This window comes from Flavobacterium sp. Leaf359, assembly GCF_001423985.1.
Classification (GTDB): domain Bacteria; phylum Bacteroidota; class Bacteroidia; order Flavobacteriales; family Flavobacteriaceae; genus Flavobacterium; species Flavobacterium lindanitolerans.
In genome coordinates, this window is sequence record NZ_LMPW01000012.1 from 624,990 (window position 1) to 651,254 (window position 26,265).

26 protein-coding genes are annotated in these 26,265 nt (G+C 36.9%); 12 read left to right on the forward strand and 14 right to left on the reverse strand.

What is annotated here, in order from left to right:
- Positions 1 to 3 precede the first annotated feature (3 nt).
- The 4 genes from ASG38_RS11295 (at position 4) to ASG38_RS11310 (ending at position 6,370) form a co-directional block, all read left to right on the forward strand.
- Positions 4 to 678, forward strand: coding sequence for a TIGR02117 family protein (locus tag ASG38_RS11295; RefSeq protein ID WP_056070721.1), 675 nt, complete (start codon positions 4 to 6; stop codon positions 676 to 678).
- A 25-nt stretch (positions 679 to 703) separates the two neighbouring features.
- Positions 704 to 1,657 carry a transglutaminase domain-containing protein gene (locus ASG38_RS11300; protein WP_056070724.1) on the forward strand — a complete coding sequence of 318 codons (954 nt, stop codon included), beginning with the start codon at positions 704 to 706 and terminating at the stop codon, positions 1,655 to 1,657.
- Positions 1,658 to 1,829: 172 nt separating this feature from the next.
- Entirely contained in the window at positions 1,830 to 3,683 is a 1,854-nt protein-coding gene (locus ASG38_RS11305) for a DNA topoisomerase IV subunit B (RefSeq protein WP_056070728.1), read from the forward strand.
- 35 nt (positions 3,684 to 3,718) lie between these two features.
- Positions 3,719 to 6,370 carry a DNA gyrase/topoisomerase IV subunit A gene (locus ASG38_RS11310; protein WP_056070730.1) on the forward strand — a complete coding sequence of 884 codons (2,652 nt, stop codon included), beginning with the start codon at positions 3,719 to 3,721 and terminating at the stop codon, positions 6,368 to 6,370.
- A gap of 34 nt (positions 6,371 to 6,404) precedes the next feature.
- Here the strand turns inward: ASG38_RS11310 and ASG38_RS11315 are convergent, their stop codons facing one another.
- The 8 genes from ASG38_RS11315 to murQ all read right to left on the reverse strand — a co-directional run bounded on the left by ASG38_RS11315 (position 6,405) and on the right by murQ (position 13,268).
- The gene (locus tag ASG38_RS11315) at positions 6,405 to 8,189 is read right to left on the reverse strand and encodes a cytochrome-c peroxidase (RefSeq protein WP_056070733.1); all 1,785 of its coding nucleotides are present in this window, start codon (positions 8,187 to 8,189) and stop codon (positions 6,405 to 6,407) included.
- Between the two features lie 71 nt (positions 8,190 to 8,260).
- Positions 8,261 to 9,742, reverse strand: a complete 1,482-nt coding sequence (locus tag ASG38_RS11320) for an alkaline phosphatase PhoX (protein WP_056070736.1) — start codon at positions 9,740 to 9,742, stop codon at positions 8,261 to 8,263.
- A gap of 170 nt (positions 9,743 to 9,912) precedes the next feature.
- Positions 9,913 to 10,689, reverse strand: a complete 777-nt coding sequence (locus ASG38_RS11325) for a TerC family protein (RefSeq protein ID WP_056070740.1) — start codon at positions 10,687 to 10,689, stop codon at positions 9,913 to 9,915.
- A gap of 6 nt (positions 10,690 to 10,695) precedes the next feature.
- Entirely contained in the window at positions 10,696 to 11,073 is a 378-nt protein-coding gene (locus ASG38_RS11330) for a hypothetical protein (protein ID WP_056070743.1), read from the reverse strand.
- 7 nt (positions 11,074 to 11,080) lie between these two features.
- Complete coding sequence (locus ASG38_RS11335) at positions 11,081 to 11,656, reverse strand: DUF1572 domain-containing protein (protein ID WP_056070746.1); 576 nt, start codon at positions 11,654 to 11,656, stop codon at positions 11,081 to 11,083.
- A gap of 2 nt (positions 11,657 to 11,658) precedes the next feature.
- A complete protein-coding gene (locus ASG38_RS11340) occupies positions 11,659 to 12,231 on the reverse strand; it encodes a pentapeptide repeat-containing protein (RefSeq protein WP_056070747.1) in 573 nt (190 codons plus the stop codon).
- On the reverse strand, positions 12,228 to 12,452 hold the full coding sequence (locus ASG38_RS11345; protein ID WP_056070750.1) for a DUF6095 family protein: 225 nt from the start codon (positions 12,450 to 12,452) through the stop codon (positions 12,228 to 12,230). The genes ASG38_RS11340 and ASG38_RS11345 overlap by 4 nt, the downstream gene beginning before the upstream one ends.
- 3 nt (positions 12,453 to 12,455) lie before the next feature.
- Positions 12,456 to 13,268 carry an N-acetylmuramic acid 6-phosphate etherase gene (gene murQ / locus ASG38_RS11350; protein WP_056070754.1) on the reverse strand — a complete coding sequence of 271 codons (813 nt, stop codon included), beginning with the start codon at positions 13,266 to 13,268 and terminating at the stop codon, positions 12,456 to 12,458.
- Between the two features lie 163 nt (positions 13,269 to 13,431).
- Between murQ and ASG38_RS11355 the strand changes: the two genes are divergently transcribed.
- From ASG38_RS11355 to ASG38_RS11370, 4 genes are read left to right on the forward strand one after another with little or no spacing between them, the layout of a single operon-like run.
- Complete coding sequence (locus ASG38_RS11355) at positions 13,432 to 13,740, forward strand: hypothetical protein (protein ID WP_056070757.1); 309 nt, start codon at positions 13,432 to 13,434, stop codon at positions 13,738 to 13,740.
- Between the two features lie 3 nt (positions 13,741 to 13,743).
- Entirely contained in the window at positions 13,744 to 14,046 is a 303-nt protein-coding gene (locus tag ASG38_RS11360) for a hypothetical protein (RefSeq protein WP_056070760.1), read from the forward strand.
- Between the two features lie 2 nt (positions 14,047 to 14,048).
- Positions 14,049 to 14,783: a GLPGLI family protein gene (locus ASG38_RS11365; RefSeq protein WP_056070763.1), complete on the forward strand. Its 735-nt coding sequence runs from the start codon at positions 14,049 to 14,051 to the stop codon at positions 14,781 to 14,783.
- The gene (locus ASG38_RS11370; protein ID WP_157486154.1) at positions 14,776 to 17,439 is read left to right on the forward strand and encodes a hypothetical protein; all 2,664 of its coding nucleotides are present in this window, start codon (positions 14,776 to 14,778) and stop codon (positions 17,437 to 17,439) included. The genes ASG38_RS11365 and ASG38_RS11370 overlap by 8 nt, the downstream gene beginning before the upstream one ends.
- Positions 17,440 to 17,466: 27 nt before the next feature.
- Here the strand turns inward: ASG38_RS11370 and ASG38_RS11375 are convergent, their stop codons facing one another.
- From ASG38_RS11375 to ASG38_RS11385, 3 genes are read right to left on the reverse strand one after another with little or no spacing between them, the layout of a single operon-like run.
- Positions 17,467 to 18,366: a hypothetical protein gene (locus ASG38_RS11375; protein WP_056070770.1), complete on the reverse strand. Its 900-nt coding sequence runs from the start codon at positions 18,364 to 18,366 to the stop codon at positions 17,467 to 17,469.
- Positions 18,367 to 18,372: 6 nt separating this feature from the next.
- Positions 18,373 to 19,092 carry a ZIP family metal transporter gene (locus tag ASG38_RS11380; protein WP_056070773.1) on the reverse strand — a complete coding sequence of 240 codons (720 nt, stop codon included), beginning with the start codon at positions 19,090 to 19,092 and terminating at the stop codon, positions 18,373 to 18,375.
- A gap of 42 nt (positions 19,093 to 19,134) precedes the next feature.
- Positions 19,135 to 19,866, reverse strand: a complete 732-nt coding sequence (locus tag ASG38_RS11385; protein ID WP_056070776.1) for a bifunctional 2-polyprenyl-6-hydroxyphenol methylase/3-demethylubiquinol 3-O-methyltransferase UbiG — start codon at positions 19,864 to 19,866, stop codon at positions 19,135 to 19,137.
- A gap of 82 nt (positions 19,867 to 19,948) precedes the next feature.
- Between ASG38_RS11385 and ASG38_RS11390 the strand changes: the two genes are divergently transcribed.
- The 4 genes from ASG38_RS11390 (at position 19,949) to ASG38_RS11405 (ending at position 23,555) form a co-directional block, all read left to right on the forward strand.
- On the forward strand, positions 19,949 to 21,109 hold the full coding sequence (locus ASG38_RS11390; RefSeq protein ID WP_056070780.1) for a class I SAM-dependent RNA methyltransferase: 1,161 nt from the start codon (positions 19,949 to 19,951) through the stop codon (positions 21,107 to 21,109).
- A 2-nt stretch (positions 21,110 to 21,111) separates the two neighbouring features.
- Complete coding sequence (locus tag ASG38_RS11395; RefSeq protein ID WP_101471816.1) at positions 21,112 to 21,948, forward strand: AraC family transcriptional regulator; 837 nt, start codon at positions 21,112 to 21,114, stop codon at positions 21,946 to 21,948.
- Between the two features lie 64 nt (positions 21,949 to 22,012).
- Positions 22,013 to 23,272 carry a hypothetical protein gene (locus tag ASG38_RS11400; RefSeq protein WP_056070786.1) on the forward strand — a complete coding sequence of 420 codons (1,260 nt, stop codon included), beginning with the start codon at positions 22,013 to 22,015 and terminating at the stop codon, positions 23,270 to 23,272.
- 49 nt (positions 23,273 to 23,321) lie between these two features.
- Entirely contained in the window at positions 23,322 to 23,555 is a 234-nt protein-coding gene (locus ASG38_RS11405; RefSeq protein WP_056070790.1) for a hypothetical protein, read from the forward strand.
- A gap of 1 nt (position 23,556) precedes the next feature.
- Here the strand turns inward: ASG38_RS11405 and ASG38_RS11410 are convergent, their stop codons facing one another.
- Genes ASG38_RS11410 through rlmD form a run of 3 tightly spaced genes read right to left on the reverse strand, consistent with a single transcriptional unit; the run spans position 23,557 to position 26,231 of the window.
- On the reverse strand, positions 23,557 to 24,297 hold the full coding sequence (locus tag ASG38_RS11410; RefSeq protein ID WP_056070793.1) for a DUF6048 family protein: 741 nt from the start codon (positions 24,295 to 24,297) through the stop codon (positions 23,557 to 23,559).
- Positions 24,269 to 24,814, reverse strand: a complete 546-nt coding sequence (locus ASG38_RS11415) for a DUF6452 family protein (protein WP_056070797.1) — start codon at positions 24,812 to 24,814, stop codon at positions 24,269 to 24,271. The genes ASG38_RS11410 and ASG38_RS11415 overlap by 29 nt, the downstream gene beginning before the upstream one ends.
- 4 nt (positions 24,815 to 24,818) lie before the next feature.
- Complete coding sequence (gene rlmD / locus ASG38_RS11420; RefSeq protein ID WP_056070799.1) at positions 24,819 to 26,231, reverse strand: 23S rRNA (uracil(1939)-C(5))-methyltransferase RlmD; 1,413 nt, start codon at positions 26,229 to 26,231, stop codon at positions 24,819 to 24,821.
- Between the last annotated feature and the right edge of the window lie 34 nt (positions 26,232 to 26,265).

The following is a 26,265-nucleotide window of genomic DNA, read 5'->3' on the forward strand; positions in this document are numbered from 1 at the left end:
AACATGAAGAAAATTTTCAGGATTTTACTGAAGATAATTTTAGGAATACTCGGATTTTTTATTGTTTACATTCTGTTAGCTCTTACTATTCCTTACATTGGTGTCAATACCGAAGATAAGGACAAGCAGGAAGACGTCGCCATTTATATTAAAACCAATGGTGTACATACCGATATTGTGGTTCCAATCAAAACGGAATATAAAGACTGGAGTGAAAAAATAAAATACGAACATATTGCTTCAAAAGATTCTACCATGCAGTTTATTGGTTTTGGCTGGGGTGATAAAGGGTTTTATTTAAACACACCGGAATGGTCTGACCTGAAATTTAGCACGGCATTTAATGCAGCTTTCTATTTGGGAACTTCCGCCATGCATGCTACTTTTTTCAAACAGCTGAAAGAAAACGAAAGCTGTGTGAAAATTAATATTAGCAAGGAGGAATATACTAAGCTGATTGCTTATATTGAAGATAGCTTTCAATATGATTCTCAGGGAAATCCAATCCTGATTCATGCCACGACTTATGGGCAGAATGACAGCTTCTATGAAGCCAATCGAAAATACAGCCTGTTTTACACCTGTAATACGTGGGCAAACAATGCTTTAAAGGCAGCCGACCAAAAAGCGGCATTATGGACGCCATCCGATAAAGGTATTTTTTGCCATTATAGATGATTCATATTAAAAAATAAATTTAGCAATGAGAAAAATTATCACTCTTTTTCTGTGTTTTTGCATCAACAATTCTTTTTCTAAAGACTTTTTGGAAGTTGATGAAATTGTAAAAAAATATCCTTCAAAAGTTCAAAGCTTAGAAACGATAAGCAATATGATTAAGAAGGATTTTATCAGCGATTCTGAAAAAGCCAGAGCGGTTTATTCCTGGATAGCTTTTAATATTGCGTTTGATGTTGCGGCAGCCAATTCAATGAACAGTGCATCGAGTATGGCATTTTCTTATAAGGATGAAAAGGAAAAAAAAGCAAAAGAAATTAAATTTAAAGAATCAATAATTTCTAAAACATTACTCTCGGGTAAGGCTATCTGTCATGGGTATTCAATGGTCTTTGAAAAATTAAGCCGTTTAGTAGGGCTTGAAAGTGAGATAATAACTGGAGCCTTAAAATCTGACCCGTCACAAATCGGACAAGTAAATTTGGCAATAGACCATGCTTGGAATGCTGTAAAAATTGATAATGTTTGGAAATTTGTAGATACTACACTTGGAGCCGGATATATTTCCCAAAAAGACGATTCTTTTAAGCCTGACTTTAATGGTTCTTATTTTTTTATGTCAGCAGAGGACTTATTTTTAAACCATTATCCAGAGGATAAAAAATGGCTCACAATTAATAAATCAAAACTGGATTTTTCAAAATTACCACTTTACTACAGGGATTATTTTAAAGGTAATTATGAAATATTCCCGAAAAACGGAATCATTTCTTCAGCTACGCCAAATTTCCATTTAGAAATTAAAAATTTAGGGGAATATGATAATGCCGAGTTTGTACTCAGTAGTGAAAATAAACTTACCTATCTGAACAATGAAAATAAAGAAACTCAATTTGATATCCCATTGGCAGGAAAATCAGGTGATTATCTGACGATTTATGTTAATCGGAAAATTATGGTAACCTATTTAATCAAATAGCATTTTTTTCTTCCGAAAATTATAGAGCTACAGCAGAAAGCCTGAATTACACTACTATTCTGATGCAAACCGGATTGCAATTTTGTCAATTATTCTATTGATAACTTTGCTTTCCAGGACTTTCATTTTTCTTGCGGATACTGTATATTAGCACAAAATCCATAATTTTCAAATGTCAGAACAAAATCAGTATACCGAAGACAATATCCGTTCTCTCGACTGGAAGGAGCATATCCGAATGCGTCCGGGGATGTATATCGGGAAATTGGGCGACGGTTCTTCACCAGACGATGGTATTTATATCCTATTGAAAGAAGTTTTGGACAACTGTATCGATGAATTCGTTATGGGTGCCGGAAAAACGATAGAGGTGTCAATCAAAGAGAAGACCGTTACCGTAAGAGATTATGGGCGTGGAATTCCACTGGGAAAAGTAGTGGATGTAGTGTCCAAAATGAACACGGGAGGAAAGTACGATTCTCTTGCCTTTAAAAAATCAGTCGGTCTGAATGGTGTAGGTACCAAGGCAGTCAATGCCCTCTCGACGTATTTCAGGGTAGAATCCGTTCGTGAAGAAAAACAGAAAGCGGCAGAATTCTCTGCGGGTAATCTGGTGCTTGAAGAAGATATTATTGAAACAACCAAGCGTAAAGGAACCAAAGTAACCTTTACTCCGGATGAGGCTATTTTCAAAAACTACAAGTTCAGGAACGAATATGTATTGAAAATGCTGAAAAACTATTGTTACCTGAACACCGGACTGACAATAATTTACAATGGCGAAAAATTTTATTCTGATAACGGACTTAAAGACCTGTTAGAAGAAAATATTGCTGAGGAAGATATGGTCTATCCAATCATCCATCTTTCCGGCGATGATATAGAAATTGCCCTGACGCACAGTAAGTCGCAGTATTCTGAGGAATATCATTCTTTTGTGAACGGGCAGAATACGACACAAGGAGGAACGCATTTGGTTGCTTTTCGTGAGGCGGTCGTAAAAACAATCCGCGAATTTTACAACAAAGGTTTTGAACCTTCGGATATCCGAAAATCCATTGTCAGTGCAATCAGCGTGAAAGTAATGGAGCCGGTGTTTGAATCGCAGACAAAGACAAAACTGGGTTCTACGGAAATGGGACCGGATTTGCCTTCGGTTCGTACGTTTATCAATGATTTTATCAAAAATAAACTGGATAACTTTCTGCATAAAAACCCGGAAACAGCCGATTTGCTTTTGCGTAAGATTCTGCAGGCGGAAAGAGAACGAAAAGAACTTTCAGGAATTCGTAAATTAGCGAAAGACCGTGCCAAAAAAGCCAGTCTTCACAATAAAAAATTACGCGATTGCCGTGTACACTTAACGGATTCTAAAAACCCAAGAAGTTTAGAAAGTACGCTTTTTATTACGGAGGGAGATTCGGCTTCGGGATCTATCACCAAGTCACGTGATGTGAATACACAGGCCGTATTCAGCTTGCGGGGTAAGCCTTTGAATTCGTATGGCATGAGCAAAAAGATTGTGTATGAAAACGAGGAATTCAACCTGCTTCAGGCCGCTTTGAATATTGAAGAAGACATGGGTGACCTGCGTTACAACAATATTGTAATTGCAACCGATGCCGATGTCGACGGAATGCACATCCGTTTGCTACTGATTACGTTCTTCCTGCAATTTTTCCCGGAGTTAATCAAGGAAGGACATTTGTATATCCTGCAAACGCCGCTTTTCAGGGTAAGAAACAGAAAAGAAACTATTTACTGTTATTCAGAAGAAGAACGGGTTAATGCTATTGAAAAGCTAAAACCTAAGCCGGAAATCACACGATTTAAAGGTTTGGGAGAAATCTCTCCTGACGAGTTCAAGCATTTTATTGGTGATGATATACGATTAGATCCGGTTATGTTAGACAAGCTGACTTCCATTGAACAGCTTTTGTCTTTCTATATGGGTAAAAACACGCCGGATAGGCAGGAATTTATCATCAACAACCTGAAAGTAGAATTGGATGTTGTTGAGAAATAAGATTAGAATTAAATAATTATAGGACCGCTTAATAAATGGACGAAGAAGAGAATTTAGAGCCGATTGAAGGTCAACCTGAGGGTTCAGGGTCGCATTTTTACGATAATCAGGAAGAAAACAATCCGGAGGATACCATTACCAAGGTAACCGGAATGTATAAGGATTGGTTCTTGGATTATGCTTCCTATGTAATCCTAGAACGTGCCGTTCCTGCCATAGAAGATGGTTTTAAGCCTGTACAACGCAGGATTATGCACTCGATGAAAGAATTGGACGATGGACGTTACAATAAAGTAGCGAACATTGTTGGGCATACGATGCAGTATCACCCTCACGGTGATGCCAGTATTGGTGATGCGATGGTGCAGATAGGGCAGAAGGACCTGCTTATTGACATGCAGGGAAACTGGGGTAACATCCTGACAGGCGACGGTGCCGCCGCTTCCCGTTATATCGAAGCAAGAATCAGCAAATTCGGGCACGATGTTCTCTATTCTCCAAAAATTACCTCATGGCAGGCTTCCTATGATGGGAGAAGGAATGAGCCTATAAACCTTCCTGTAAAATTTCCGCTGTTATTAGCTCAGGGGGCAGAAGGTATTGCCGTAGGACTTTCTACCAAAGTACTGCCGCATAACTTTAATGAACTGATAGATAGTTCTATAAAAATATTAAAAGGGAAACCTTTTACCTTATATCCTGATTTTCCAACGGCGGGTATTGCCGACGTTTCCAATTATAACGATGGAATGCGTGGCGGACGTGTGCGTGTTCGTGCTAAAATTTCCCAGCTTGATAAGCAGACGTTGGTCATAACGCAGATTCCTTTCACGACCAACACTTCAACTTTGATTGAAAGTATCCTGAAAGCCAATGAAAAAGGGAAAATCAAGATTAAAAAAATTGAAGATAATACCGCTGCTGAAGTTGAAATTATCATTCATCTTTATCCGGGTGTTTCACCAGATAAGACCATTGATGCCTTGTTTGCTTTTACAGCCTGTGAAACTTCTGTTGCACCGCTTGGTTGTGTGATACAGGACCATAAGCCGTTATTTATTGGCGTATCAGACATGCTTAAGATTTCTACCCAGAGAACGGTAGACTTGCTCAAGCGTGAATTGGAAATCCAGTTGGATGAACTGGAAGAACAATGGCATTTCCTTTCTCTGGAGCGTATTTTTATCGAGAAAAGAATTTACCGTCTTATTGAAGAAGAAGAAACGTGGGAAGGCGTTATCAAGGCAATTGATGAAGGACTGAAACCTTATGTTCAGCATTTAAAACGGGCCGTTACGGAAGAAGATATTGTTCGTCTGACCGAAATCCGAATCAAGAGAATTTCCAAGTTTGATATTGACAAGGCGCAAGAGAAAATCGAGGCTTTGGAAGGCGACATTGAACAGGTAAAATATGATTTGGACCACATTATTGATTTCACAATTACATTCTTTACCAAACTGAAAGAAAAATACGGAAAAGGGAAGGAACGCCAAACCGAACTCCGAATTTTTGATGATATTGAAGCTACAAAAGTGGTATTGAGAAATACCAAGCTATATGTAAACCGGGAAGAAGGCTTTATTGGAACCGGATTGAAAAAAGACGAATATGTTACCGATTGTTCTGATATTGATGATGTCATTGTCTTTCTTCGAAACGGAACCATGATGGTTTCCAAAGTCGACGATAAAAAGTTCGTAGGCAAAGACATCATACACGTAGCTATTTTTGATAAGAACGATAAACGTACAATTTATAACATGATTTATCGTGATGGAAAATCAGGCCCGTCCTATATCAAACGTTTCAATGTTTCAGGAATTACCAGAGACAAGGCTTATGACCTGACACAGGAAAAGCCGGGTTCACAGGTATTGTACTTTTCGCATAACCCGAATGGGGAAGCGGAAGTTATTACCGTATTGCTCAGACAGGTTGGAAGTGTCAAAAAATTAAAGTTCGATATTGATTTTGCGGCAATGGCTATTAAAGGACGAGCTTCAAAAGGAAATCTGGTGACCAAATATCCAATCAAGAAAATAGAATTAAAGGAAAAAGGAATTTCCACCTTAAAGCCAAGAAGAATCTGGTTTGATGATACAGTCCAGAAACTAAATGTAGATGGCAGGGGAGAATTGTTAGGCGAATTCAGGCCAAATGACAGGCTTTTGATTATCAATCAATCCGGAAGGCTGAAAACGATTATTCCGGAATTGACCACGCATTTTGATGAAGATATGGTAGTTCTTGAAAAATGGCTGCCTAAAAAACCTATTTCTGCAATCTATTATGACGGAGAAAAGGAACGCTATTTTGTAAAACGATTCCTCGTCGAAAATGAAAACAAAGAAGAAATTTTTATTACGGAACATCCAAAATCGCAACTGGAAATTGTTGCGACAGATTACCGTCCGGTAGCCGAAATCGTGTTTGCAAAAGTAAAAGGCGTACAGAAAGAAAACCAGACGGTTGATTTGGAGAGTTTTATTGCTGTAAAGGGAATAAAAGCCTTAGGAAACCAATTGACAACAGATAAGCTAAAACAGGTCAACCTTTTGGAACCGTTACCTTATGAAGAACCGGAAGAAGAAATTCCTGAAGAAATAGAAGTTTCCGGCTCCACAGAAATTTCAGATGACGTACAGCTTGATGATGACGGACAGATTACATTAAGTCTGGATTAAATAAAAAACGGAATGCATTGCATTCCGTTTCTTTTTAGTTGTATCTCTTGTCTGTCAGTGTTTTCATGAACGCAACCAGCGCTTTTTTTTCTGCAGCGGTCAGATTCAGCTTGTCAGTAGGAAGAGTTTGGTTTTCTATGCTTAGGCCCAATCCTGTTCCTCCACCCAAATCATAAAATTCGACCACTTCTTCCAAAGTAGCATAGGCTCCGTTATGCATATAAGGTGCGGTTACGGCCACATTGCGAAGTGTTGGCGTTTTGAAAGCTCCTTTGAGTTGTGGTAGCTGGTTGAAAATATAACGGCCTTCATCCTTGCTCAGGCGTTTGCCGGAAGCATCTTCAGGCGTACCTACAACTTCATGTTCAGTTTTGGCAAAATTAGGAGGTACTGTTCCGTTAAACAATGGCGTAAAATGGCAAGTCGCGCATTTTGCTTTTCCCATAAACAGGTTCATACCCTGAATTTCTTCGGCATTGATACTGTTTTTATTGCCACGCATATAAGAATCAAATCGTGAATCGAAAGAATTGAGCGAACGAACATAACTGGAGATTGCATTTTGAATCTGCCAGGCTTCCGTCTTATCTGATTTAGGATAGGCTTTCTGGAAAAGTCGGATGTATTCCCTGTCAGAAGAAACTTTAGAATGGATTGCAGCAAGCGAGCCGTGCATTTCGTCTTCGTTTTGAATAACATCAACACTTTGTTTTTCTAAATCGAGCTGTCGCATATCCCAAAATTGCGCATTTTGGAAGGAGGCATAGGTCAGGGTAGGTGTATTGCGGTTGAGGTTTTTCCCTTTTAAAGAAACATTGGTTTTCAACCCGTCTGTAAATGCTTTTTCAGAATTATGGCAGGAAGCACAGCTTCTGTTGCCGTCTTTGGACAGACTTTTATCATAAAACAGTTTTTCACCTAAAATCGCTTTTTCATCAGAATATCGGTATTCATTAGAAGCTACAAAACCGTTCACATCAAAAGCATTTTCATCAAACAGAGTTGCCGCTGTTGCTTTTAACGGTCGGTTGCGTTCTACGGCCGGTATCTTTTCTTCTTTTTGGAACAGATTTAGTTTTTGTGACAACGGATTCAGATATTCTGTAATAAATACAGCCCTGTTGAACGTATTAAAATTCGGATTTGAATCACAATACTCTTTTGCTTTTGCCGCTATTTGTTTTACATCGTCCAAAATCTTGCTGTTCGGCTGGATAATTAAAAGCAGTTCCGGAATTACGGATAAGCTTTGTCGGGCTTCCGGAATGGAAGAATTGAGTATAGGGCTGTCAAAGCCGGTAATTCCCAAAGTCAGGATTCTGTGTACATTTTGCTGTAAGGCATCCAAAACATAATCATCAGTGATTGTAATGGCTCCAAAAGTTGTCTCAACTTGTTTTGTATTGGAAAGCAAAATATCCAGTTCGCGGATTATTTCTTTTTTATTTTTGAAATCGTATTCAGGATAGATATGTTCTTCAATGACCTGGAAACCGTTAGGAACGAAAAACTTATTCTCTTCCAGTTCCATTTCATCCAATGCCGGGCCGTTCATGAATCGGGCCGTTTCCGGAACAAAATATTCAACTGCCCACTCGATTCTTTTGTATTGCAATCGGGTTTTTTTGAATTGCTCCAAAACTTCTTTTTGAGAACCATCTGCAGCAATTTTTTCCTGCAACAATATGATTTCGTTTTTCAGTTTTGTGAGGTCTATTAAAAGTTCCTGTTTTATGTTTTTTTCAAATGCCCTGTCCTGACAGCTCGAAAAAAAGAAAGTAAGCAGGGTAAGGGAAAATATAGAATACTTTAATTTCATTTTGTGTAGTTAAAAAGCAACAACCCTTATGTTAGGATAAGGGTTGTTTTATAGTGTTGTTTTTGTGTGAATTAACGCTGTACGTTTCGTATGATTACGGTCTGTCCACCTTCTTTATTGGTGCTTCTGCCGCTTCCGTCAGCATTCAGGAAAGCATCTTTCTGCCAGGTGTGCGGGTGGATGTTTACAAGGAATGTTCCCGGAACACCAATGATGTCTGATATGTCAGTCATTGCGCCAAATTCCCAGCTTCCAAAACGCATTTCGCCTGTCTGGTTGTAAAGAGAGTTCCAGGCCGCATCGTTTCGCTTATGATTCATGTTTAACCATGGCTTGTTTTGTTTTGTAGCGATATTGTACTGCCATATGTATGAATCGTGCTGGGCAGCGGTATAATAGCTGTCACCATCTTCCTGAATGTACACGAAGTTTTCCGTAACACAAAGGTTGTCCGGATTGATTAATCCTGTTCCCGGAGTACTGTCGCCTTCAGCAATTACTTCAAGAGTTCCTGCCAACGGATTGTTAGCATCCATTTTTAATCTGTAAACTCTTCCCCACATCGTGTAGCCATCTACCGGAGCATTGGAAGTAGCCTGACCTGTAGCCGTGAAATAAACTTCACGATTGTTGCTGGCACTTCCTTTTCTGTAATCTACATCTTCCACTCTGGAGAAACGGATTGCACCCAAATTGTTTACTGTAGTATTGATTACAGCACCGGTAAGGTTTTTAGCATTTGGAATTTCAACAAAAGAAACATTGTAGCTATTGTTCATAGTCATAGCAGTTTCAACCTGATTTCCGTCAGTTCTTTTTAGGGCATAAAGTTTTCCGTTTGACAAGTCGCCCACTGTATTACTCATGTACATAATCATTTGTCCTGCGCTGGCATGCGAAGTAGTATAAGATTGGTCTTCTCCAATTAAGATAACGGTTTTGCCAGGATAAGCGTCTTTTGGAAGCGGTACGGCATTTTCCATACTGGCTTTTCCTAATGCAGGAAGAATTCTGTCGGTTCTGCTTCTGTCATTTGCTAACCCCATAGGGTCAATTCCGTGAACCATACTTTCTTCGCCACTTTCTCCTGCTGTAAGGAAGATAGGACCAAAGCCATGAATTTCAGGAGTTGCAAGAGTAGCCGAGCACAAACGGGTCATTCCGCCCACGCCGTCAACAATATATTCACCTTTGACAGGCTTAAAAGTCTTGTCTAAATATACCCTTGAAACTGATTGCAGGATTTCGTGGTTTGAAATCAGGATATAACCTTCACCTGAAGGATTCTTCATTAATCCGGCACCATCAGGCTGGGCTCCGTATACGAAAGCGGGAGACTGTGACAGTTGGTCGGCACTTGTAATTAAGGTGCTAATTTCCATGCTCTCAAATCCGGGCATTGCAAACACAAAAGCCGGGATAGAGGAATGCGATGTAAAGTCAATTTCCCGGTTTACTGGAGTTCCGTTTGAACTGTCATCATTTTGGCAGCTTGCCAATAAGATGCTTGCCGTTGCCAAAATGGCAAAAGTCTTGGTTGTTAGTTGTCTCATGTTGTTGGTTTTTTGTTTGTGGCAAAGCTATTTATGAGACGTTAATAGTAAATTAAGGAATGATTTTTAAAAGTATATTTAAAAGTAAAGGAATTGTATTGTGAAAGTGTTCTTTGTAAATAAAAAACGCTTCCGGATTACGGAAGCGCTTTCTATTTATAGTGGTGGATTTAATTAGAAGATTTTTTCCTCATTTTCATGTTAAGGAATTCTACCGCCAGTGAAAAGGCAATCGCAAAATACAGATAGCCTTTTGGAACGGCTCCAACATGTTGTCCGGCCAATTGCGCCTCAGAAAGATGCATACTTTCCGTAATCAGCATAAAACCAATCAGAATAAGGAAAGCCAGACCTAAAATTTGGATGGAAGGGTTTGCATTTACGAAATTTCCAACCGGAACGGCAAAAAGCATCATGACACCTACAGAAATTACTACAGCAGTAATCATAATGTATAAGGCGCCTTCCAGGCCGTTTGTCATACCAACCGCTGTCAGGATGGAATCGACAGAGAAAATCAGGTCAATTAATAAAATTTGAAGAATTACACTGGAGAATGATTTTTTGGCAACATCGCCCAAACTCTTTTCTTCTTCCCCTTTATGGTCGACCTTTTCATGAATTTCTTTAGTACTCTTATAAATAAGGAAAAGACCACCTAGGAGTAAAATTAAAGCCTGACCGGTAACATGGCCGCTAAACCATCCAAAATCAAAAGAAAACAACGGAGCTTTCATGGCAATCAGGAGCGTAATTCCAAAAAGTAGCCCTATTCTCATAAACATGGCAAGGAAAAGTCCTATTCGTGTAGCTCTTTTGCGGTCTTCGACAGGCAGCTTTCCGGTTACGATTGAAATAAAAATAATATTGTCAATACCTAAGATAATCTCTAAAAAAGTCAGAGTCAATAAGGCAATCCATGCATCCGGATTTAAAAATACTTCCATTTTTGTTTATTTGATTTTGGTTACTGTTCCTTTCTGTTTGTTTGTATTGCCCAGTTTTGAAAACTCAAATGTATATGAGTTTTCAGTTGTACTCAAAATTTTCATGTGGATTGCCTGTTTTTCCGCCATATTTTTCGGATTCATTTTCTCCAGAATATATTCGCAATCATTAATCCACCGAACTTTTGAAGTGTCGGTCTTTCCTTCAAAAGTATCAATTTCCAAAGTATCATTTCTTACAAAGTGAGATGTTTTTTTTACACCATTAACTTCATATTCGAATTGAAATTCTCCGGTTTTAAAATCTTTGCAGTTTCGTTCTACATTATAGCAGGAAGTCAGTAATCCAACAGTGAGCAGGGCAAGGGAAAGTATTTTTTTCATGTGTCGTTTATTTAAGTTTATTTAATTCGTCGTCGGTAAAATTTTTGATGGATTTTTCCTGGGCGAATTTTGCGGCGTTGTAGTCACCAGATTTGTTTTTAGGGATTGAAAGGCTGTCCCATTCGGTCTTTTTCAAAAGTTTGGCATAAAAGACAATCTGCCCGATATGGTACGGATAATGTGCCAGTTGCCTGTTAATGGCTTCAATAACGGTATGTCCTTCATTACGGATATAGATGATTTCTGTTAGCTGTTCCGGATATAACGGATTTATAGCATTAAAAAGGCACTCCCAGCCTTCGTTCCATTTTGCCATTAATTCTTCTCTTGACTCGTAGGTGTCTACAAATTCACCGTCTCTCTTGCGCCATTCTTTTTCTCCGTCAGAAGTGAGAAAGTCAGTCCAGCGGGAAAGCATATTGCCATGCATATGTTTGACGATGACAGCAATGCTGTTTGTGTCTTCGTTTAGCGAAATAAAAAGCTGTTCGTCAGCTAGTTGGGCCATTGCTTTTTCGCCAAGAGTTTTATAGTATAAAAACTGTTTTTTAACACTTTCCAGATAATAAGAATTTGCCTCCATGATTAAACGAGTTTTAGGTTGTATTTTTCTAATAATCCACCCGCATCCTTGAGCGAGAATTTAGCTTTTTTGAGGAAATTAAGTTCAGGGTCAATTGAAAAATTATAAGCTTTTGACAAATCGGCTTCTACTAATATTGTCCTGTTAAATAATGCCCTGTTGAGGTTGATGTCTTCAAAAACAGCCTTTGTCAGGTCTGTTTCAGAAAAATTGACTTCCTGCATGGAAGAATTTATAAATTTGGTCTTTTGCATTTTTTTGCGTGCAAAAGACGAGAAGTCTAAAGTACAGTCGTTGAATTGTACCTCAAACAAAAAGTCGTCACTGTAGTCAAAACCAATTCCCATCATCTTGCAGGCATCAAATACAACATTTTTCAACCCTGTGGCATTGAGTTTTATCATCGAAAGGTTACATCCTTTAAAAGAACAATCGATAAACTGACTTTGTGAAAAATCGCTGCCATACAGGTCACAATCTATAAAAGTACAATTTTCGAATTCCCGTTTCTGTATCGATTCTTCGGTATAGGTAACTTTTGTAAATGTCTTGCCTATGTGAACGGTTTCTTTCATCGCTTTTTGAATAGGCTGTTCATGATTTTTCGAATTCCAAGAAACAACATGAGCATGGCTCCCAAACAGGTGAGAATACCTATTCCCAGAACAATCAGATACAACGGATGGCTTTGGTTTTTAAAAGCACTGTGAATTATGACAGGACCTAAAAAAAGCAAAGGCATTGCTATGGATAGGTATAAAATTCCTTTTTGCAGTATTTTTTTGTCGGTATTCATGGTTTACCTTTTATAGTTTTCTATAGAATTCCTGACATTTTTATATTTTTCAAGCAGCGATGTTGCTTCCGTTTCCGAAACAGACAGTTCTTCCATAATCATTCTAACGGCTCTTCCTACAAGCTTATGGTTACTAAGCTGCATGTCCACCATTTTATTTCCTTTGACTCTGCCTAACTGAATCATGGTAGAAGTTGAAATCATATTCAATACCAGTTTTTGGGCAGTTCCTGCTTTCATTCTGGAACTTCCGGTTACGAATTCCGGCCCGACTACCACATCTATAGGAAAATCAGAAGTTTTAGACAGCGGACTTTCAGCATTACAAGAAATGCTTCCTGTAGTAATGTTCTTTTCGATGCATTTCTGCAAGCCGCCAATTACATAAGGAGTAGTCCCTGAGGCTGCTATGCCAATAACGACATCTTTTTCGTTAATATCCCATTCCTGAAGGTCTTTCCATGCCTGTTCTCTGTCGTCTTCTGCAAATTCCACAGCTTTGCGGATAGCAGTATCACCTCCGGCAATAATACCAATTACCAGGTCAAAAGGAACACCAAATGTTGGCGGGCATTCCGAAGCATCGACTATGCCTAATCGCCCGGATGTTCCGGCACCGATGTAAAACAAACGGCCGCCTTCTTTCATTTTTTCGACGATTTTTTCGACCAGTTTTTCAATCTGTGGTAATGCTTTTTCAACGGCAAGAGGAACCGTTTTGTCTTCGTTGTTGATGTTGCGAAGCAGGTCGGCAACAGGCATTTTTTCTAAATGCTCATATTTTGAAGACTGTTCGGTAGTTTTAGTGAAGGTCATCTTTAAAAGGAATATTATTTTTCAAAAATACGAAGTTTCTTAAGTTATTTATTCATTTACCAGAATAAGTATTTTTAAAGAAAAACTTACATTTTGTTATTTTTTTATTATATTAGCTTCGTATCGATACAGATTATTTATAAACCAATTAGATTTAAAATTTATGAAAAAAATTAAATTATTTTCAACTTTTTGTTTGTTTATGTCTTCCTTAAGTTTGTTTGCTTCAAATAACGGAAATGAAGAATTTAAACAAAATTTTAATGAAGTTACTATGTGCTGTGTTGGTCAGGCTAGCATAGGTCTACCGGGAACAGCAGATTATATAAAAATTTCAGTTAAAAAATGTGCTACTTCAGCCAAAGGTAATAGAGACCAGGCATATGTTTACGCATGTACTAATGCGCAAAAGGCAGCAGAAAATGCTCTAAATGCTCTTAAGAATATGGATTTAACACTAAAACAATCTTAAGAGATGGGAAGAATAATTTTAACAGTGTTATCGGTCTGTGTTTTTTCTCAATTCGCTTCGTCAAAAAATCAAACAGATATAAAAAGAACGGATTCTCCTGTTGCTTGCTGTGAAGGAAGAGCGGAAAAAGGTGTAATAGGGACAAATACTCATATTGTTATCGTGGTGAAAGCTTGTGTCACATCAGATATTTCATATCAAGATGCACAGGCAAGGGCATGTAGTAAAGCAGGAAGGCTGGCTGATTTAGCCCTGCAAATGTCTATGGAAATAAAAGTACCTGTTACCATTGAAGCCGGAAAATAGCCATGAGACACATTTTTTTACTATTACTATTATTTACTATTTCAATTTGTTGGGGTCAAACCCTTACTGTTGATTATAAGTTTGATTTAGCTGATGATAAAGATAAATATGGCTTTTCATCATTCGGAATCATCAGGCTGATAACAGATGGCTCAAATAGTATTTCCTATGTGAAAGTTACAGATACTATTGTAAGTTTTAAAAATATTGGTGAAACTATACAAAAGGCTTCCGAATTTGATTTTTCAAATCCTGCTGAATATAAAGATTTTGTCTCTAATGAATATTATTCGAAAACAATTTTCCCTAACTATTTGCTTAAAGACAATACCTATATGACTGCATGGACTATAACTGGAAACTATAAAGAAATATTAGGATACAAATGCCAGCAGGCAGTTGGGCATTACAGGGGTAGAGATTATACACTTTATTTTACAACAGCAATCCCTATTCAAAACGGACCAAAAAAATTTGATGGCTTACCGGGTCTAATCCTGGAAGTTATTTCAAATGATGGGGCTATACATTACAAGGCTATTAAAATACAGAATAGTAATGAGGTTATAGAAAATCCTTTTGATAAATTAAACCTATCTTATATTAATTGGGATCAATTTATCAACGCTTATAAGGATTATTTTAAAAGAATAACCAATTATGTGCCTGATGAAGATACAGCTGTTTTTATTCCTAAAAGAGGCATTGAGGTATATATAAATGACAATAATGAATAATTTATGTTACTTCATAATTATTATTTTTTTTACCAGTTTTGACTTTAAAGCACAAACTATAAAAGGCACGGTTTTTCATGAAAATAAGGTCGTGCCTTATGCCAGTGTCATAATTCGTAAATCGGAAAATAGTAGTTCTATACATCAATACACAAAAACAAACAAAGAAGGCTTTTATCAAATAGATTTAAAAGAATCCTTAGATTCAATTTGGGTAGAAGTGAACGCTCTTGCTTTTGAATCACAAATAAAACATTTGAGTAGCATTCAAAAAAATAGACAAATCATTATTTTAAACTTTAATCTTGAAAACAAACCCACAGAATTAGAAGAAGTAGTTATTACTAAAGAAGTGCCAATCAGAATTAAAAATGATACAACTACTTATAATCCTGAAAGTTTTAAAGATGGAACAGAGAGGGTTGTAGAGGACTTACTTAAAAAACTACCCGGTATTAAAGTGGAAGAAAACGGAGAGATAAAATTTAAAGGCAAAAGCATTAAAAAATTCTTACTTGATGGAGATGATTTGTTTAATAGTCAATACACAACCGGAAGTAAAAATCTCAGTGTTGACATGGTTGAAAAAGTTCAGGCTATTGAAAACTTTAATGAAAATGCAATGCTTAAAGGACTTGTAAATGCTGAGGATGTAGCTATTAATATCTTACTGAAAAAGGGAAAGACAGACCTCTCAGGTGATGCTTTTTTTAGTTATGGGATTCAAGACAGGTATAATGTTTCAATGACGGGTTTGTTTGTGAACAAAAAGACAAAAGGTTTTTTAACAACGGCCTACAATAATATTGGCAATAATTACAGTCCGTATGATTTTAGTTCTGAAATTACTTCATTGAGCCAAAAAAGCGAAAAAGAAGAACAAACTAAAACATTAATTGGTCAGGGAGGATTTTATTCTCAACTGGAAAATAAATACCATAGGATAAACAGTAATTTTAATTCGGAACTAAATTTATTGCATAAATTTTCATCGAAGATTACGGCAAAAACAAATTTAGGAATTTATGATGACAGACTAACCAGAACCAATAAATCACATACTGAATACAGCATTAATGAGGAACAATTTGTAATTAATGAGATTGAAGATATTATTAAAAAACCACGCCTGTATAATGCCAATATTCAACTGTCGAATAAAGTAAATGATAGTTTTATATGGGAATATATTGGAAAAGCGAATTATCAGGAAATTGATTTTGACAGCAATAGCCTAAATAATGAAGTAGCACAGAAGAATGAGGTAAAAACAACTAATTTTTTTACCAAACAGGATTTTAATTTTACCAATAGGATAAATGAAAATAGTGCTGTAACAGGAGTAGTGCTTTATAGTAATAATCGGGCTCCACAAGATTTTTTGCTTACCCCTGGTTTAAATATTGAAGAAGGTAATACTAATGCCGTAATCAGCAATAATCAATACAGCCGTTTTGATAAAGAAACTTTTAAGACCAAAGGTGAATACTACCGCAATTTTAATAAAGCGAAATTGAAATTGATGGCAGGATATTTATCTGTCAATAATACGCTAAACTCAAGCCTGAAAGCAAATTATTCTGATGGTACGGTTTATACAGACAGGCTTTATCAAAATAGAATGCGCTATAAGTACCAACTTCCTAATGTAGCTTTAAGTTTGAGTTATATAAAAAAACAAAAATATGGTTTCGCAATTTTATTTAATAATCAGTATTATGATATTGCCCTGAATGACGAAATCAGAAACCTGAACAGGAAAGAGGAAAAATTTGTCTTTTCACCAATAATGAAGTTCCAGTATGTTTTGAATACCAAATCTAATCTGGTTGCTACCTATAGTTATAATGAAATAGTTCCTTCTGAAGAGCATCTTTTTGAAGGTTTTGTGCTTACAGGTTTTAGAAGTTTCAGGAATAATAGCCCCAATATTTCATTTTTAAACACACATACCTATAATCTGAATTATATTTATAATGATACTTTTAAGGTAACCCGTTTTTCTGTATCCGGCAATCATAATAAAAGGAGTAATAATTATTTTTCAAGAAATACGATTAATCTCGATAATACTTTTACAAATTCATTTTTATTGGAAGCAGGCAATAGAGATTACAGTTTGAATTTGGATTTTGAACGTTATATGCATTTTATGAGGACTACCCTGCAGATTAATGGAAGTTACGCCTTATCATTTGACAAAAACATTGTAAATGATTCCAATCTAAGAGATGTTGAATCCAGGCTATTGTTTATAAACTGTGTTTTACGAGCCGCTTTCAAATCAAAATTTTATATTGAAAACAATTTCAGTTATTCTACTATTGACTTTTTACTGGATAATGTGATTCAAAACCGATTTAGCAGTTTTAATGATACTTTTAAAATGACTTATAAAATAAGGCCTGATTTTAAGGCAAATGTCGCCTCTAATTTTGTTTCTCCGGATTTGTCAAAAAACAACAATTATCTGTTTTTAGATTCTGAACTGCGATATACGCCTCTAAATAAAAGATTTCAATACGCCTTAATTATGAGAAACCTGACCAATAATAAGAAATTTGAAACTGTTTCAATTTCCGACTATTCAAAAACCATAGCTTCACATAATTTATTGGAAAGATATATTCTGGGGAGCGCTTCTTTTCGGTTTTAGTTATATGTGTTTCAAAGCTACGAAGTATTAGATAGATTCGTTCCTGACTTTAATTTTTTTATTTCTTAAAACGGTCATCATTTCAAGCCAATGTTTGTCACGAAGGGTTCCTGCTAAAAAGCGACTGTTGTCAAAATCTTTTGTGATAATTCGTAACGCATTCGGTTGTCTTACTTGCTGGTCATATACTATTTCTCGAATGTCTTTAAGTAAGTAGACTTTTTTAATCCAAAAGAAGTAATGATTTTTTACAATAAAATACTTATTAGAAATCTGAAAATAATGAGCCATCCAGGAGTTTAATAAAAACCAGAACAAACAAAAGGCAGATACAACCAATATAGGAACAAACTCAAGGCTTTTAGGGTTTTTTGATGGTACAAAAATGACGAACAGGATAAGCCCCCACATCATAATTCCCCTAAAAGAAAAAATGGGATGGCCTTTAAAAGTTTTTAAGTTCTCAAATGTTAAATTCTTTTTTTCTAAACGTATTTTTTCAAACTTAAATGCTTCGCTTTTGTTGATTACAACCTGATTGATAAAACTTTTGATTTCAGGAGAGTTAGCGTAATAAACATCATAAATACAAACCACATCCTGATTTTTGAATAAAATCTTTGTTGCTTCGTAATCAGAATGGATATATCCCATTCCTTTTCCGGTAATTTCGATTTCTAAACGATCATTCCAATAGTATTGTTTTTTTCCAACTTGGATTCCCTTATCATTTACAATAATCTTTGGCGATTTTTTTAAAAAAATATAATTGAAGACTGCCGCCATTCCAATAAAAATAAATCCAAGAGCATGTGCATTTACTTCATTACTTATAAAAAAGAAGATACTAAAGCATAAGAAGGCTAGGTTTATTATTAGAAGTGCAAAATAAAACTTATAAGGATGTCTTCTGGATGTGATTTCCATAAAAACTTATATAAAATAAGCCGCAACAATTCCAATAGCAATCATAGACAACTTGGCAAGGTTGAATTTATGCCCTTCACTGCTTTCAAAAATAATGGTAGATGAAATATGGAATAAAATCCCGATTACAACCGCTGTGATTTCTGTATAATAAGCTGTCAGGAAAGGTAAGTATTCTGAAAGTACTGTTCCTAGTGGTGTCATGATTGCAAAAGCAACCATAAACAGCAAAATCGCAGTTTTATTGAGATGTGCATTTACGAAAAAGGAAGTCAGGATAATAGCAATCGGAAGGTGGTGGATGGCTATTCCTAACGCCAGGTCGTGATGATGGCTCACCGGAAAACCTTCTAACAAGGCATGGATGCAAAGGCTTATAAATAACAACCAGGGCATTTTATGCATTTCTTCATGTCCGTGAACGTGGCCGTGTTCTGCTCCTTTGGAGAAAAATTCCAATATAATCTGGAACAAAATCCCCAGCATTATAAAAATTCCTATCGCATTCGAATGTTCATGCCCGTGGTCATGGTCGTGATGTGCGTGGAGACTGGCTTCATAAACTTCAGGAAGCAGGTGCATAACGGTTATGGAAAGTAGAAACGAACCGCTAAAAGCCATTAGCAGCTTTAGATTGGTTTTCTTTTTCGGTTTTAGAAACAGCGCAATAGCATAACCGATTAAAACTGAAAATAGGGGCAGAATATAGGGTACAATGTGGTCCATACTTTAAAATATAGAAAATTATCAGGCAGTTTATCGCCCAGATTATTTGAAAACCATGATGAGTCTTTCGCTTTCGTTCTTATAGAACTTTTTTAATTTATAATCTCCAAAAGTATCTAACAGGAATATGCCTGCTTCTTCCATCATTTCCTCAAAATCCTGTAGTGTTAATGCCTGTACTTTTTCAACAAAATGAAACTTTTCGCCCTTGTCTTCAAAGTCTATTTCTTTGAAAATATGATTGTCCTTTACGTATCTTTTGATTTTAAACTCAATGCCCTCAACGATTTTGGTTTCTTCAGGAACCAGATTGCTAATGACATGATGAACATTCATGAAGTCGATTACGGCAAAACCGTATTCAGACAAACTTTCCTTAATTGCTTTCAGGGTAGTAAGATTGTCTTCATCATTTTCAAAATAACCAAAACTGGTAAACAGGTTAAAGATAGCATCAAATTTTTCATCAAATGGCATTCTCATGTCATGAACCGTAAAATGCAGTTTACTGTTTGAAAATTTAGAAGCTTCGGCAATACTGTTTTCAGACAGGTCGGCTCCGGTCACATCATATCCTAGTTGGTTAAGATATATAGAATGGCGGCCTTTTCCGCAGGCCAGATCCAGTATTTTGGCGTCTTCAGGAAGATTTAAATAATTGGTGATATTGTCCATAAACACTTGGGCTTCCTCATAATCCCGGTCTTTGTAAAGTATGTGATAATAAGGAGTGTCGAACCAGGAGGCAAACCAAGTATTTTTTTCTTTTTGCATCGTATTGAATTAAGCTGCAAATTTAGTGTATTTTTGCATAAAATAACTATAAGTATTCCCAATTTAAGGGAGTAAAATCAGTATGGAGAATTTCAAGATGATAGCCAAAACTTTTTTCGGATTTGAAGAAATTTTGGCGAAAGAATTACAGGTTTTAGGGGCTCAAAAAGTAGAACAGGGCGTAAGAATGGTCAGTTTTGTAGGAGATAAAGGATTTATGTATAAAGCCAATCTTGCCTTGCGTACCGCCTTAAAAATCTTAAAACCTATTTACCAGTTCAGGGCAACCAATGAACAGTCATTATACAAAGGCATTTCAGCAATTGACTGGTCGCAACATCTAAATTCCAACCGTACTTTTGTGATTGATACTACCGTGCATTCAGATTATTTTAAACACTCGCAATTTGTTTCACAAAAAAGCAAGGATGCCATCGTAGACCAGTTTAGGAGCAAGACCGGAGCAAGACCAAGTATTGACAAGGACTATCCGGATTTGAGAATCAATATCCATATCGACAGAGACCAGGTTTCTGTGGCGCTGGACACTTCAGGGAGTTCCCTACATCAAAGAGGTTACAGAATCGCAACCAATATAGCACCAATCAATGAAGTACTGGCGGCCGGAATGTTATTGCTTTCCGGTTGGGACGGTCAGGGACATTTTTTAGACCCGATGTGCGGTTCGGGAACCATACTGGCAGAAGCGGCCATGATTGCCTGCAATATTCCTGCTAACCTGAACAGACGGGAATTTGCTTTTGAAAAATGGAACGATTGGGATAACGACCTTTTTGACCAGATTGTAGATTCTTTATTGAAGAAGGTAAGAGAATTTCATTACACGATTCAGGGCTATGACAAGGCACCGTCGGCAGTTTTAAAAGCAAAAGACAATATCAGAAATGCCAACCTTGACGAATATGTTTCCATTGCGGAGAAAAATTTCTTCGACACAGAAAAAACGACACAAGGTCCCTTACATATGGTTTTCAATCCGCCGTATGGTGAACGCCTCGATATTGAAATGGAGCGTTTTTACAAAAATATAGGTGATACCCTGAAACAAAACTATCCTAATACTAATGCCTGGTTTATTACGGCAAATATTGAAGCGTTGAAATTTGTGGGTTTAAGGCCTTCCAGAAAAATCAAATTATACAACGGTAGCCTGGAAGCCAGACTGGTCAAGTATGAAATGTATGAAGGCAGTAAAAGAGCCAAATTTGCCCAACCGGACTGATGATGGAAAAATTTGTTTCTATACAGCCTAAAAACGAAATAATCAGGAAGTATATTGCCTATTATTATTTCCATAGCTGTACGGATGCTAAATTTGAAAAATCATTTGTCTTTTATCCGAATTATAAAAACGCGCTGACGGTTTATAAAAATGCTGAAATCGTATTGTCAGAAGAGGGAACGGCTGTTTCTGATTCGGCTACCAAACAGTTATGTGTTTTATATACTACAAATCTTGACAAGAGTATCCGGGTCAGATTTAAGGGTGCTTTTGATAAGATAGGAGTCGTTTTTACTCCATTAGGACTTAATCATTTTGTAGATAAGCCTCTTTTTCAGGTGCTTTCGGAAAGGATTGGCTATTTTGATTATTTCGGTTTTCCTTTTGAAAAATGCGTTACGGCTGTTTTTGAAGAAAATGATGAATCTGAAAAAGCAAAGCTTTTGGACGCTTTTTTTGAAAACAGGTTGGTAGATTTTAATGTTCCTGCTCTTGAAAAGGCGGTGAGTGAAATTATAAAATCCGGTGGACTGGTCAAAGTTGCAGCACTTTCGGAAAAATTAAAGACAAACCGGAAAACACTGTTGCGGTTGTTTCAAAAGCATCTGTTGTGTTCTGTTGAAGAGTATAAAAAAATGGTGCGGTTCCGGCAGGCAATTAATTTTTCGCAAGAACAAAACGGAGCCAATACGCTTACTGAGGTTGCTCTTTTCAGTCAATATTATGACCAGGCCGATTTTATACGCCAATTCAAATCCATTACAAAAGAATCACCCAAAAAAGTTATCCCATCCATTTCAAAACTGGGCAACGAAGAAACCTATTGGAAATTGGAGTAATGTCCCAATCATACAATTAATTACGGGAAATCAGGCTTTAATTTGTCTGACTTAAACAAATTTTATGGTATCCAGAGTCGTATTTATCATGTGTTTATTCTATCTGCAATTTTCATTCTCACAGGAAAAGCAGGAGTATCTTTCAGTAAATAAATTCGACCTGAATAAGCTGCCTGAATTTCCACAGTCGGAAATGAAGATTATAGGTTTTGGGGCCTATCACGGGAGTGCCAAAACAGAAGAAGCCGAACTTTTACTGTTACAGGCTGTTTTAAAAAACAACGACGTTCGGTTTTATTTTCCGGAAACAGATTACAGCATTACTTATTATTTTAATGAGTATCTGCAAAACGGGGATGAAAAACTACTGAAAGATTTGGTTCAGACGTATGGTACGAGAGTGCCGCAGGAACGTTCTGTAGAAGCCTTTATGAAATGGAAAAAGCTTAAAGCCATAAACGATAATTTGCCTCCCAATAAAAAAATAAAAGTTCTTGGGGCTGACCCTATTGTGACCTATAAATACACATGCAGGCATTTGCTGTTATTGGCTGATGCGGAACCAAACCAATGGAAAAAGCTATCGGAATTAAAAGGAATGGTTGAAAAAGATACAGCAAACTATTCGCCTTATAAAGAAAGTTATTCTAAAAAAATGTTGAGGGAATTTGTAGCCGATTATGAAGCCGATACCCAAAACTACAGAAGATTTATCAAAAACCAAAAGCAGTTTGACTATCTCATAGCGACTATAAAAACAAGTTTTGGGGAGTATTCAAGAGAAGAAAGTATTTATAATAACTACATAGCTCTTTCAAAAATCTATAACTATGATGAAGGACTAAAGTTTTTCAGGTATGGATTTGCCCATTTGATGAAAATAAGAGAAGAGGAGCATTTTGCTTCCTTCTTTACCCAGTTAATTGAAAACGGAGTTTATAAAAAAGAAGAGATAGTTTCGGTTTTGGGCTACCTGACCAAATCGAGAGTGCTTTGGGACGATGTTTTTGATAAACAGGGCAATTATAAAAAATCAACCACAAAAGGCGGTTTTGGTATTGGAGACTATAGCAAGGAGTATTTTAAAGGAATAGACGGGCTTAAAAAGCAGCAGGTTTCTGACCTTAGCCTTTTTAGATTAAACCAACCCCATAGTCCCTACCGTCAAAAGGGTTGCTCTGATTTGATAGAGGTAGTAACAAAGCCTAAGCCAAAGCATATTATAGACTACAGCAAAAAAAGTACGGCAGATTTTATTGATTATGCTGTTTTATTAAGTCATTCAAAAGCCAATACTTCTCTTTATAAACTTTCGGAAGAATAATTTTATGGTTAGCTTTGCAGGACTGGAATTAATCTAACGAATTTTCACAATGACTCTAAAAACGAAAGCTTTCCTTTACCAATTATTATCTTTTGCCGTTTTGTTTATCCTGTTCCGCTTTCTGGTAGCGGCTTATACCAATTTGCACGGATTCTGGATTCCATTGACGGCTTTTATGATTGCAACACTTCTTTCACCTCAATTTCAGGCCGTGAAAACAAATGACGGAGAAAAGCTTTTTATGAAATGGATTTTCATGAAGGGAATCAGGCAAATCAAATAGCTTATTCCTTCTTTTTACCTTCAGTTTCCGCTTTAGGAAGATTTTTCTTTTTGTAGATAGGAATAAAATAACTTACGGTGTAATTGAAGCCTACACCAAAGTCGCCATCATATGTGCGATTATATCCCGGAATGTAAAGGTTGTCAAAATCACTAGGTTTTTTGTTGGAAACCAATCGATTCAGACGTAGTGTAAAACCCATGAAAAAATTGTCAAAGACTTCTGCTTTTACACCGGCTACAAATTCTACCCAATGCGCAGAAAGTCCGGAGTATTTTCTCGATACGGTAATCACACCCGATTCGTCAAAATAAGGATGCGGATTATAGATGGAATAGCTGTTTAGTTGCTGAGTAAAAGAACTTACGCCATAGCGCATTCCCAGCGTAATCATGTTTTCCATATCCAGCCAGTTTTTGTAGATATTGTAATCAAATCCGGCTTTGAAATAGGTTCCTTTTGTTGTAAAATTCAATTGAGGCTCGTCAGTAGTTTTGTTTTCGTTACCTACTTCTCCGGCAATATAGATTTTTTCTGTCAGGCGGTAATCGCCGGTAATTTCAAAACCTTTATAATCGTTGTCGTAGATAGACCGTGCAATTTTATATAAATCGGTACCAAGACGCAATCCATAACGCTCTGTCCTGGGAGCGACTGTGTCTTTTTTTTTGTCTTGTGCAAAAGCGGATAATGAAATCAGCACTAAAGCCAGATTAAAAATAGATTTTAATGTGTATTTCATTTTCGGTTACGATGTTAGGTGTTTCAACAACAATATTGCTAATCCAACGGTTGCTGTCAACGGTGTTAGGTTCTTGTACAGGGCTTCCGGTAAGGTCAAAATTGGTCTTGTAGCCGCAGGCTCTGGAAACATAGATTTCTTTTGTAGTATAATTGAAGACAATCTTATCCTCGTTGCGAATTGCGGGATTTGTGCTTGTCGAATTTTGGGTAAGCGTATATTCTGTTGTTTCTCCGGTAATTTTTAAAGGCAGCCCGATTTTATTTGCGCTGGTCAGATAACGATTAGGGTCGGTAGATGACAGTCCTTCATTAAAAACTACTCCTGTTGTCATTCCTGTTGCTACTGCTGTAAGATTGGTAACAGGTTTTAGAATGGAAGGATTGTCCTTTTCGCGAAACTCAATCATAAGTCTTGGAGTAGTAGGGGTGCCTCCGGAGCAGATATCGTCCTTTTCACAGCCAAAAAAGCAGATAGCTATAAAAAGTGCCGTTATTATATTTAGAATCTTATTCATCAATTTATCTTTTTTCCAAAAGTACAACATTTTCAACGTGATGCGTTTGCGGAAACATATCTACCGGACGCACTTTGGTTACTTTATAAAACTCATCCATTAAAGCCAGGTCGCGCGCCTGCGTTGCAGAATTACAGCTTACATAAACGATTCTTTTTGGCGCAATTTTTAAAATCTGTTCGATAACGTCTTTGTGCATACCATCTCTTGGCGGGTCAGTAATAATCACGTCCGGTTTGCCGTGCTGTGCAATAAATGCTTCATTGAAGACTACTTTCATGTCTCCAACAAAAAACTCACAATTGGTAATCTCGTTACGTTTTGCGTTTTCTTTGGCATCTGCAATAGCTTCCGGTACGGCTTCAACTCCAATTACTTTTCCTGCTTTTTTGGAGACAAATTGTGCAATAGTTCCTGTTCCTGTATACAAATCATACACCAGCTCATTGCCAGTCAGCCCTGCAAAATCACGTGTAATTTTATACAATTCATAGGCCTGGTCAGAATTAGTCTGGTAGAATGATTTGGCATTAATGCTAAATTTAAGGCCTTCCATTTCTTCCAGAATATAATCTCTTCCTTTGTAAAGGATTACGTTTTGGTCATAAATCGTGTCATTAGGTTTGCTGTTGATTACATATTGCAACGATTTGATATTCGGGAATTTTTCCAACAGGAAGTTTAGCAATGCTTCTCTTTGCTCTTTATTTTCTTCAAAAAACTGAATCAATACCATGATTTCACCAGTTGAAGCCGTACGAATCATTAGCGTACGCAAAAAGCCTTCATGGTTTCTTGGATTAAAAAATGCCAGGCCATGCTCGTTTGCATAATCGCGGATTGAATTTCGGATGGCATTGGATGGGTCTTCCTGAAGATGGCATTGGGTAATGTCTAAAATTTTATCCCACATTTTAGGAATATGGAAACCAAGGGCATTTCTGTTCCCCAGGTCCTCATCGCTTTCAATTTCCTTTTCGGTCAGCCAACGGGCGTTCGAAAAAGAAAACTCCATTTTATTTCTATAGAAAAACTGTTTTTCAGAACCAAGGATAGGTTCAAATTCAGGCAGTTCGATTTTACCAATGCGTTTCAGGTGGTTGAAAACTTCGTTGTTTTTGTAAAACAGCTGTTTTTCATAAGCCATATTTTGCCATTTGCAGCCTCCGCAGGCTCCAAAATGTTGGCAAACCGGCTCGACTCTATCTTCGGAAAATTCATGAAAAGCAACGGCTTTACCTTCATAATAGGCTTTTCTCTTTTTAAATGTCTGAATATCTACTACATCACCAGGCACGACGTTTGGAATAAAAATTACTTTTCCATCGGGTGCTTTTGCAACTGAAACTCCTTTGGCACCTGCATCCAGTACCTTAATATTTTCAAAAACGATCTTGTCTGTCTTCTTTCTTCCCATACGGCAAAAATAAGTGATTGTTCTGTTTTTTGAA

Bases quoted from the DNA above. Each gene is read 5' to 3' on its own strand.
- ASG38_RS11295 (WP_056070721.1), top strand. From the start codon at position 4: ATGAAGAAAATTTTCAGGATTTTACTGAAGATAATTTTAGGAATACTC.
- ASG38_RS11300 (WP_056070724.1), top strand. From the start codon at position 704: ATGAGAAAAATTATCACTCTTTTTCTGTGTTTTTGCATCAACAATTCT.
- ASG38_RS11305 (WP_056070728.1), top strand. From the start codon at position 1,830: ATGTCAGAACAAAATCAGTATACCGAAGACAATATCCGTTCTCTCGAC.
- ASG38_RS11310 (WP_056070730.1), top strand. From the start codon at position 3,719: ATGGACGAAGAAGAGAATTTAGAGCCGATTGAAGGTCAACCTGAGGGT.
- ASG38_RS11315 (WP_056070733.1), bottom strand. From the start codon at position 8,189: ATGAAATTAAAGTATTCTATATTTTCCCTTACCCTGCTTACTTTCTTT.
- ASG38_RS11320 (WP_056070736.1), bottom strand. From the start codon at position 9,742: ATGAGACAACTAACAACCAAGACTTTTGCCATTTTGGCAACGGCAAGC.
- ASG38_RS11325 (WP_056070740.1), bottom strand. From the start codon at position 10,689: ATGGAAGTATTTTTAAATCCGGATGCATGGATTGCCTTATTGACTCTG.
- ASG38_RS11330 (WP_056070743.1), bottom strand. From the start codon at position 11,073: ATGAAAAAAATACTTTCCCTTGCCCTGCTCACTGTTGGATTACTGACT.
- ASG38_RS11335 (WP_056070746.1), bottom strand. From the start codon at position 11,656: ATGGAGGCAAATTCTTATTATCTGGAAAGTGTTAAAAAACAGTTTTTA.
- ASG38_RS11340 (WP_056070747.1), bottom strand. From the start codon at position 12,231: ATGAAAGAAACCGTTCACATAGGCAAGACATTTACAAAAGTTACCTAT.
- ASG38_RS11345 (WP_056070750.1), bottom strand. From the start codon at position 12,452: ATGAATACCGACAAAAAAATACTGCAAAAAGGAATTTTATACCTATCC.
- murQ (WP_056070754.1), bottom strand. From the start codon at position 13,268: ATGACCTTCACTAAAACTACCGAACAGTCTTCAAAATATGAGCATTTA.
- ASG38_RS11355 (WP_056070757.1), top strand. From the start codon at position 13,432: ATGAAAAAAATTAAATTATTTTCAACTTTTTGTTTGTTTATGTCTTCC.
- ASG38_RS11360 (WP_056070760.1), top strand. From the start codon at position 13,744: ATGGGAAGAATAATTTTAACAGTGTTATCGGTCTGTGTTTTTTCTCAA.
- ASG38_RS11365 (WP_056070763.1), top strand. From the start codon at position 14,049: ATGAGACACATTTTTTTACTATTACTATTATTTACTATTTCAATTTGT.
- ASG38_RS11370 (WP_157486154.1), top strand. From the start codon at position 14,776: ATGAATAATTTATGTTACTTCATAATTATTATTTTTTTTACCAGTTTT.
- ASG38_RS11375 (WP_056070770.1), bottom strand. From the start codon at position 18,366: ATGGAAATCACATCCAGAAGACATCCTTATAAGTTTTATTTTGCACTT.
- ASG38_RS11380 (WP_056070773.1), bottom strand. From the start codon at position 19,092: ATGGACCACATTGTACCCTATATTCTGCCCCTATTTTCAGTTTTAATC.
- ASG38_RS11385 (WP_056070776.1), bottom strand. From the start codon at position 19,866: ATGCAAAAAGAAAAAAATACTTGGTTTGCCTCCTGGTTCGACACTCCT.
- ASG38_RS11390 (WP_056070780.1), top strand. From the start codon at position 19,949: ATGGAGAATTTCAAGATGATAGCCAAAACTTTTTTCGGATTTGAAGAA.
- ASG38_RS11395 (WP_101471816.1), top strand. From the start codon at position 21,112: ATGGAAAAATTTGTTTCTATACAGCCTAAAAACGAAATAATCAGGAAG.
- ASG38_RS11400 (WP_056070786.1), top strand. From the start codon at position 22,013: ATGGTATCCAGAGTCGTATTTATCATGTGTTTATTCTATCTGCAATTT.
- ASG38_RS11405 (WP_056070790.1), top strand. From the start codon at position 23,322: ATGACTCTAAAAACGAAAGCTTTCCTTTACCAATTATTATCTTTTGCC.
- ASG38_RS11410 (WP_056070793.1), bottom strand. From the start codon at position 24,297: ATGAAATACACATTAAAATCTATTTTTAATCTGGCTTTAGTGCTGATT.
- ASG38_RS11415 (WP_056070797.1), bottom strand. From the start codon at position 24,814: ATGAATAAGATTCTAAATATAATAACGGCACTTTTTATAGCTATCTGC.
- rlmD (WP_056070799.1), bottom strand. From the start codon at position 26,231: ATGGGAAGAAAGAAGACAGACAAGATCGTTTTTGAAAATATTAAGGTA.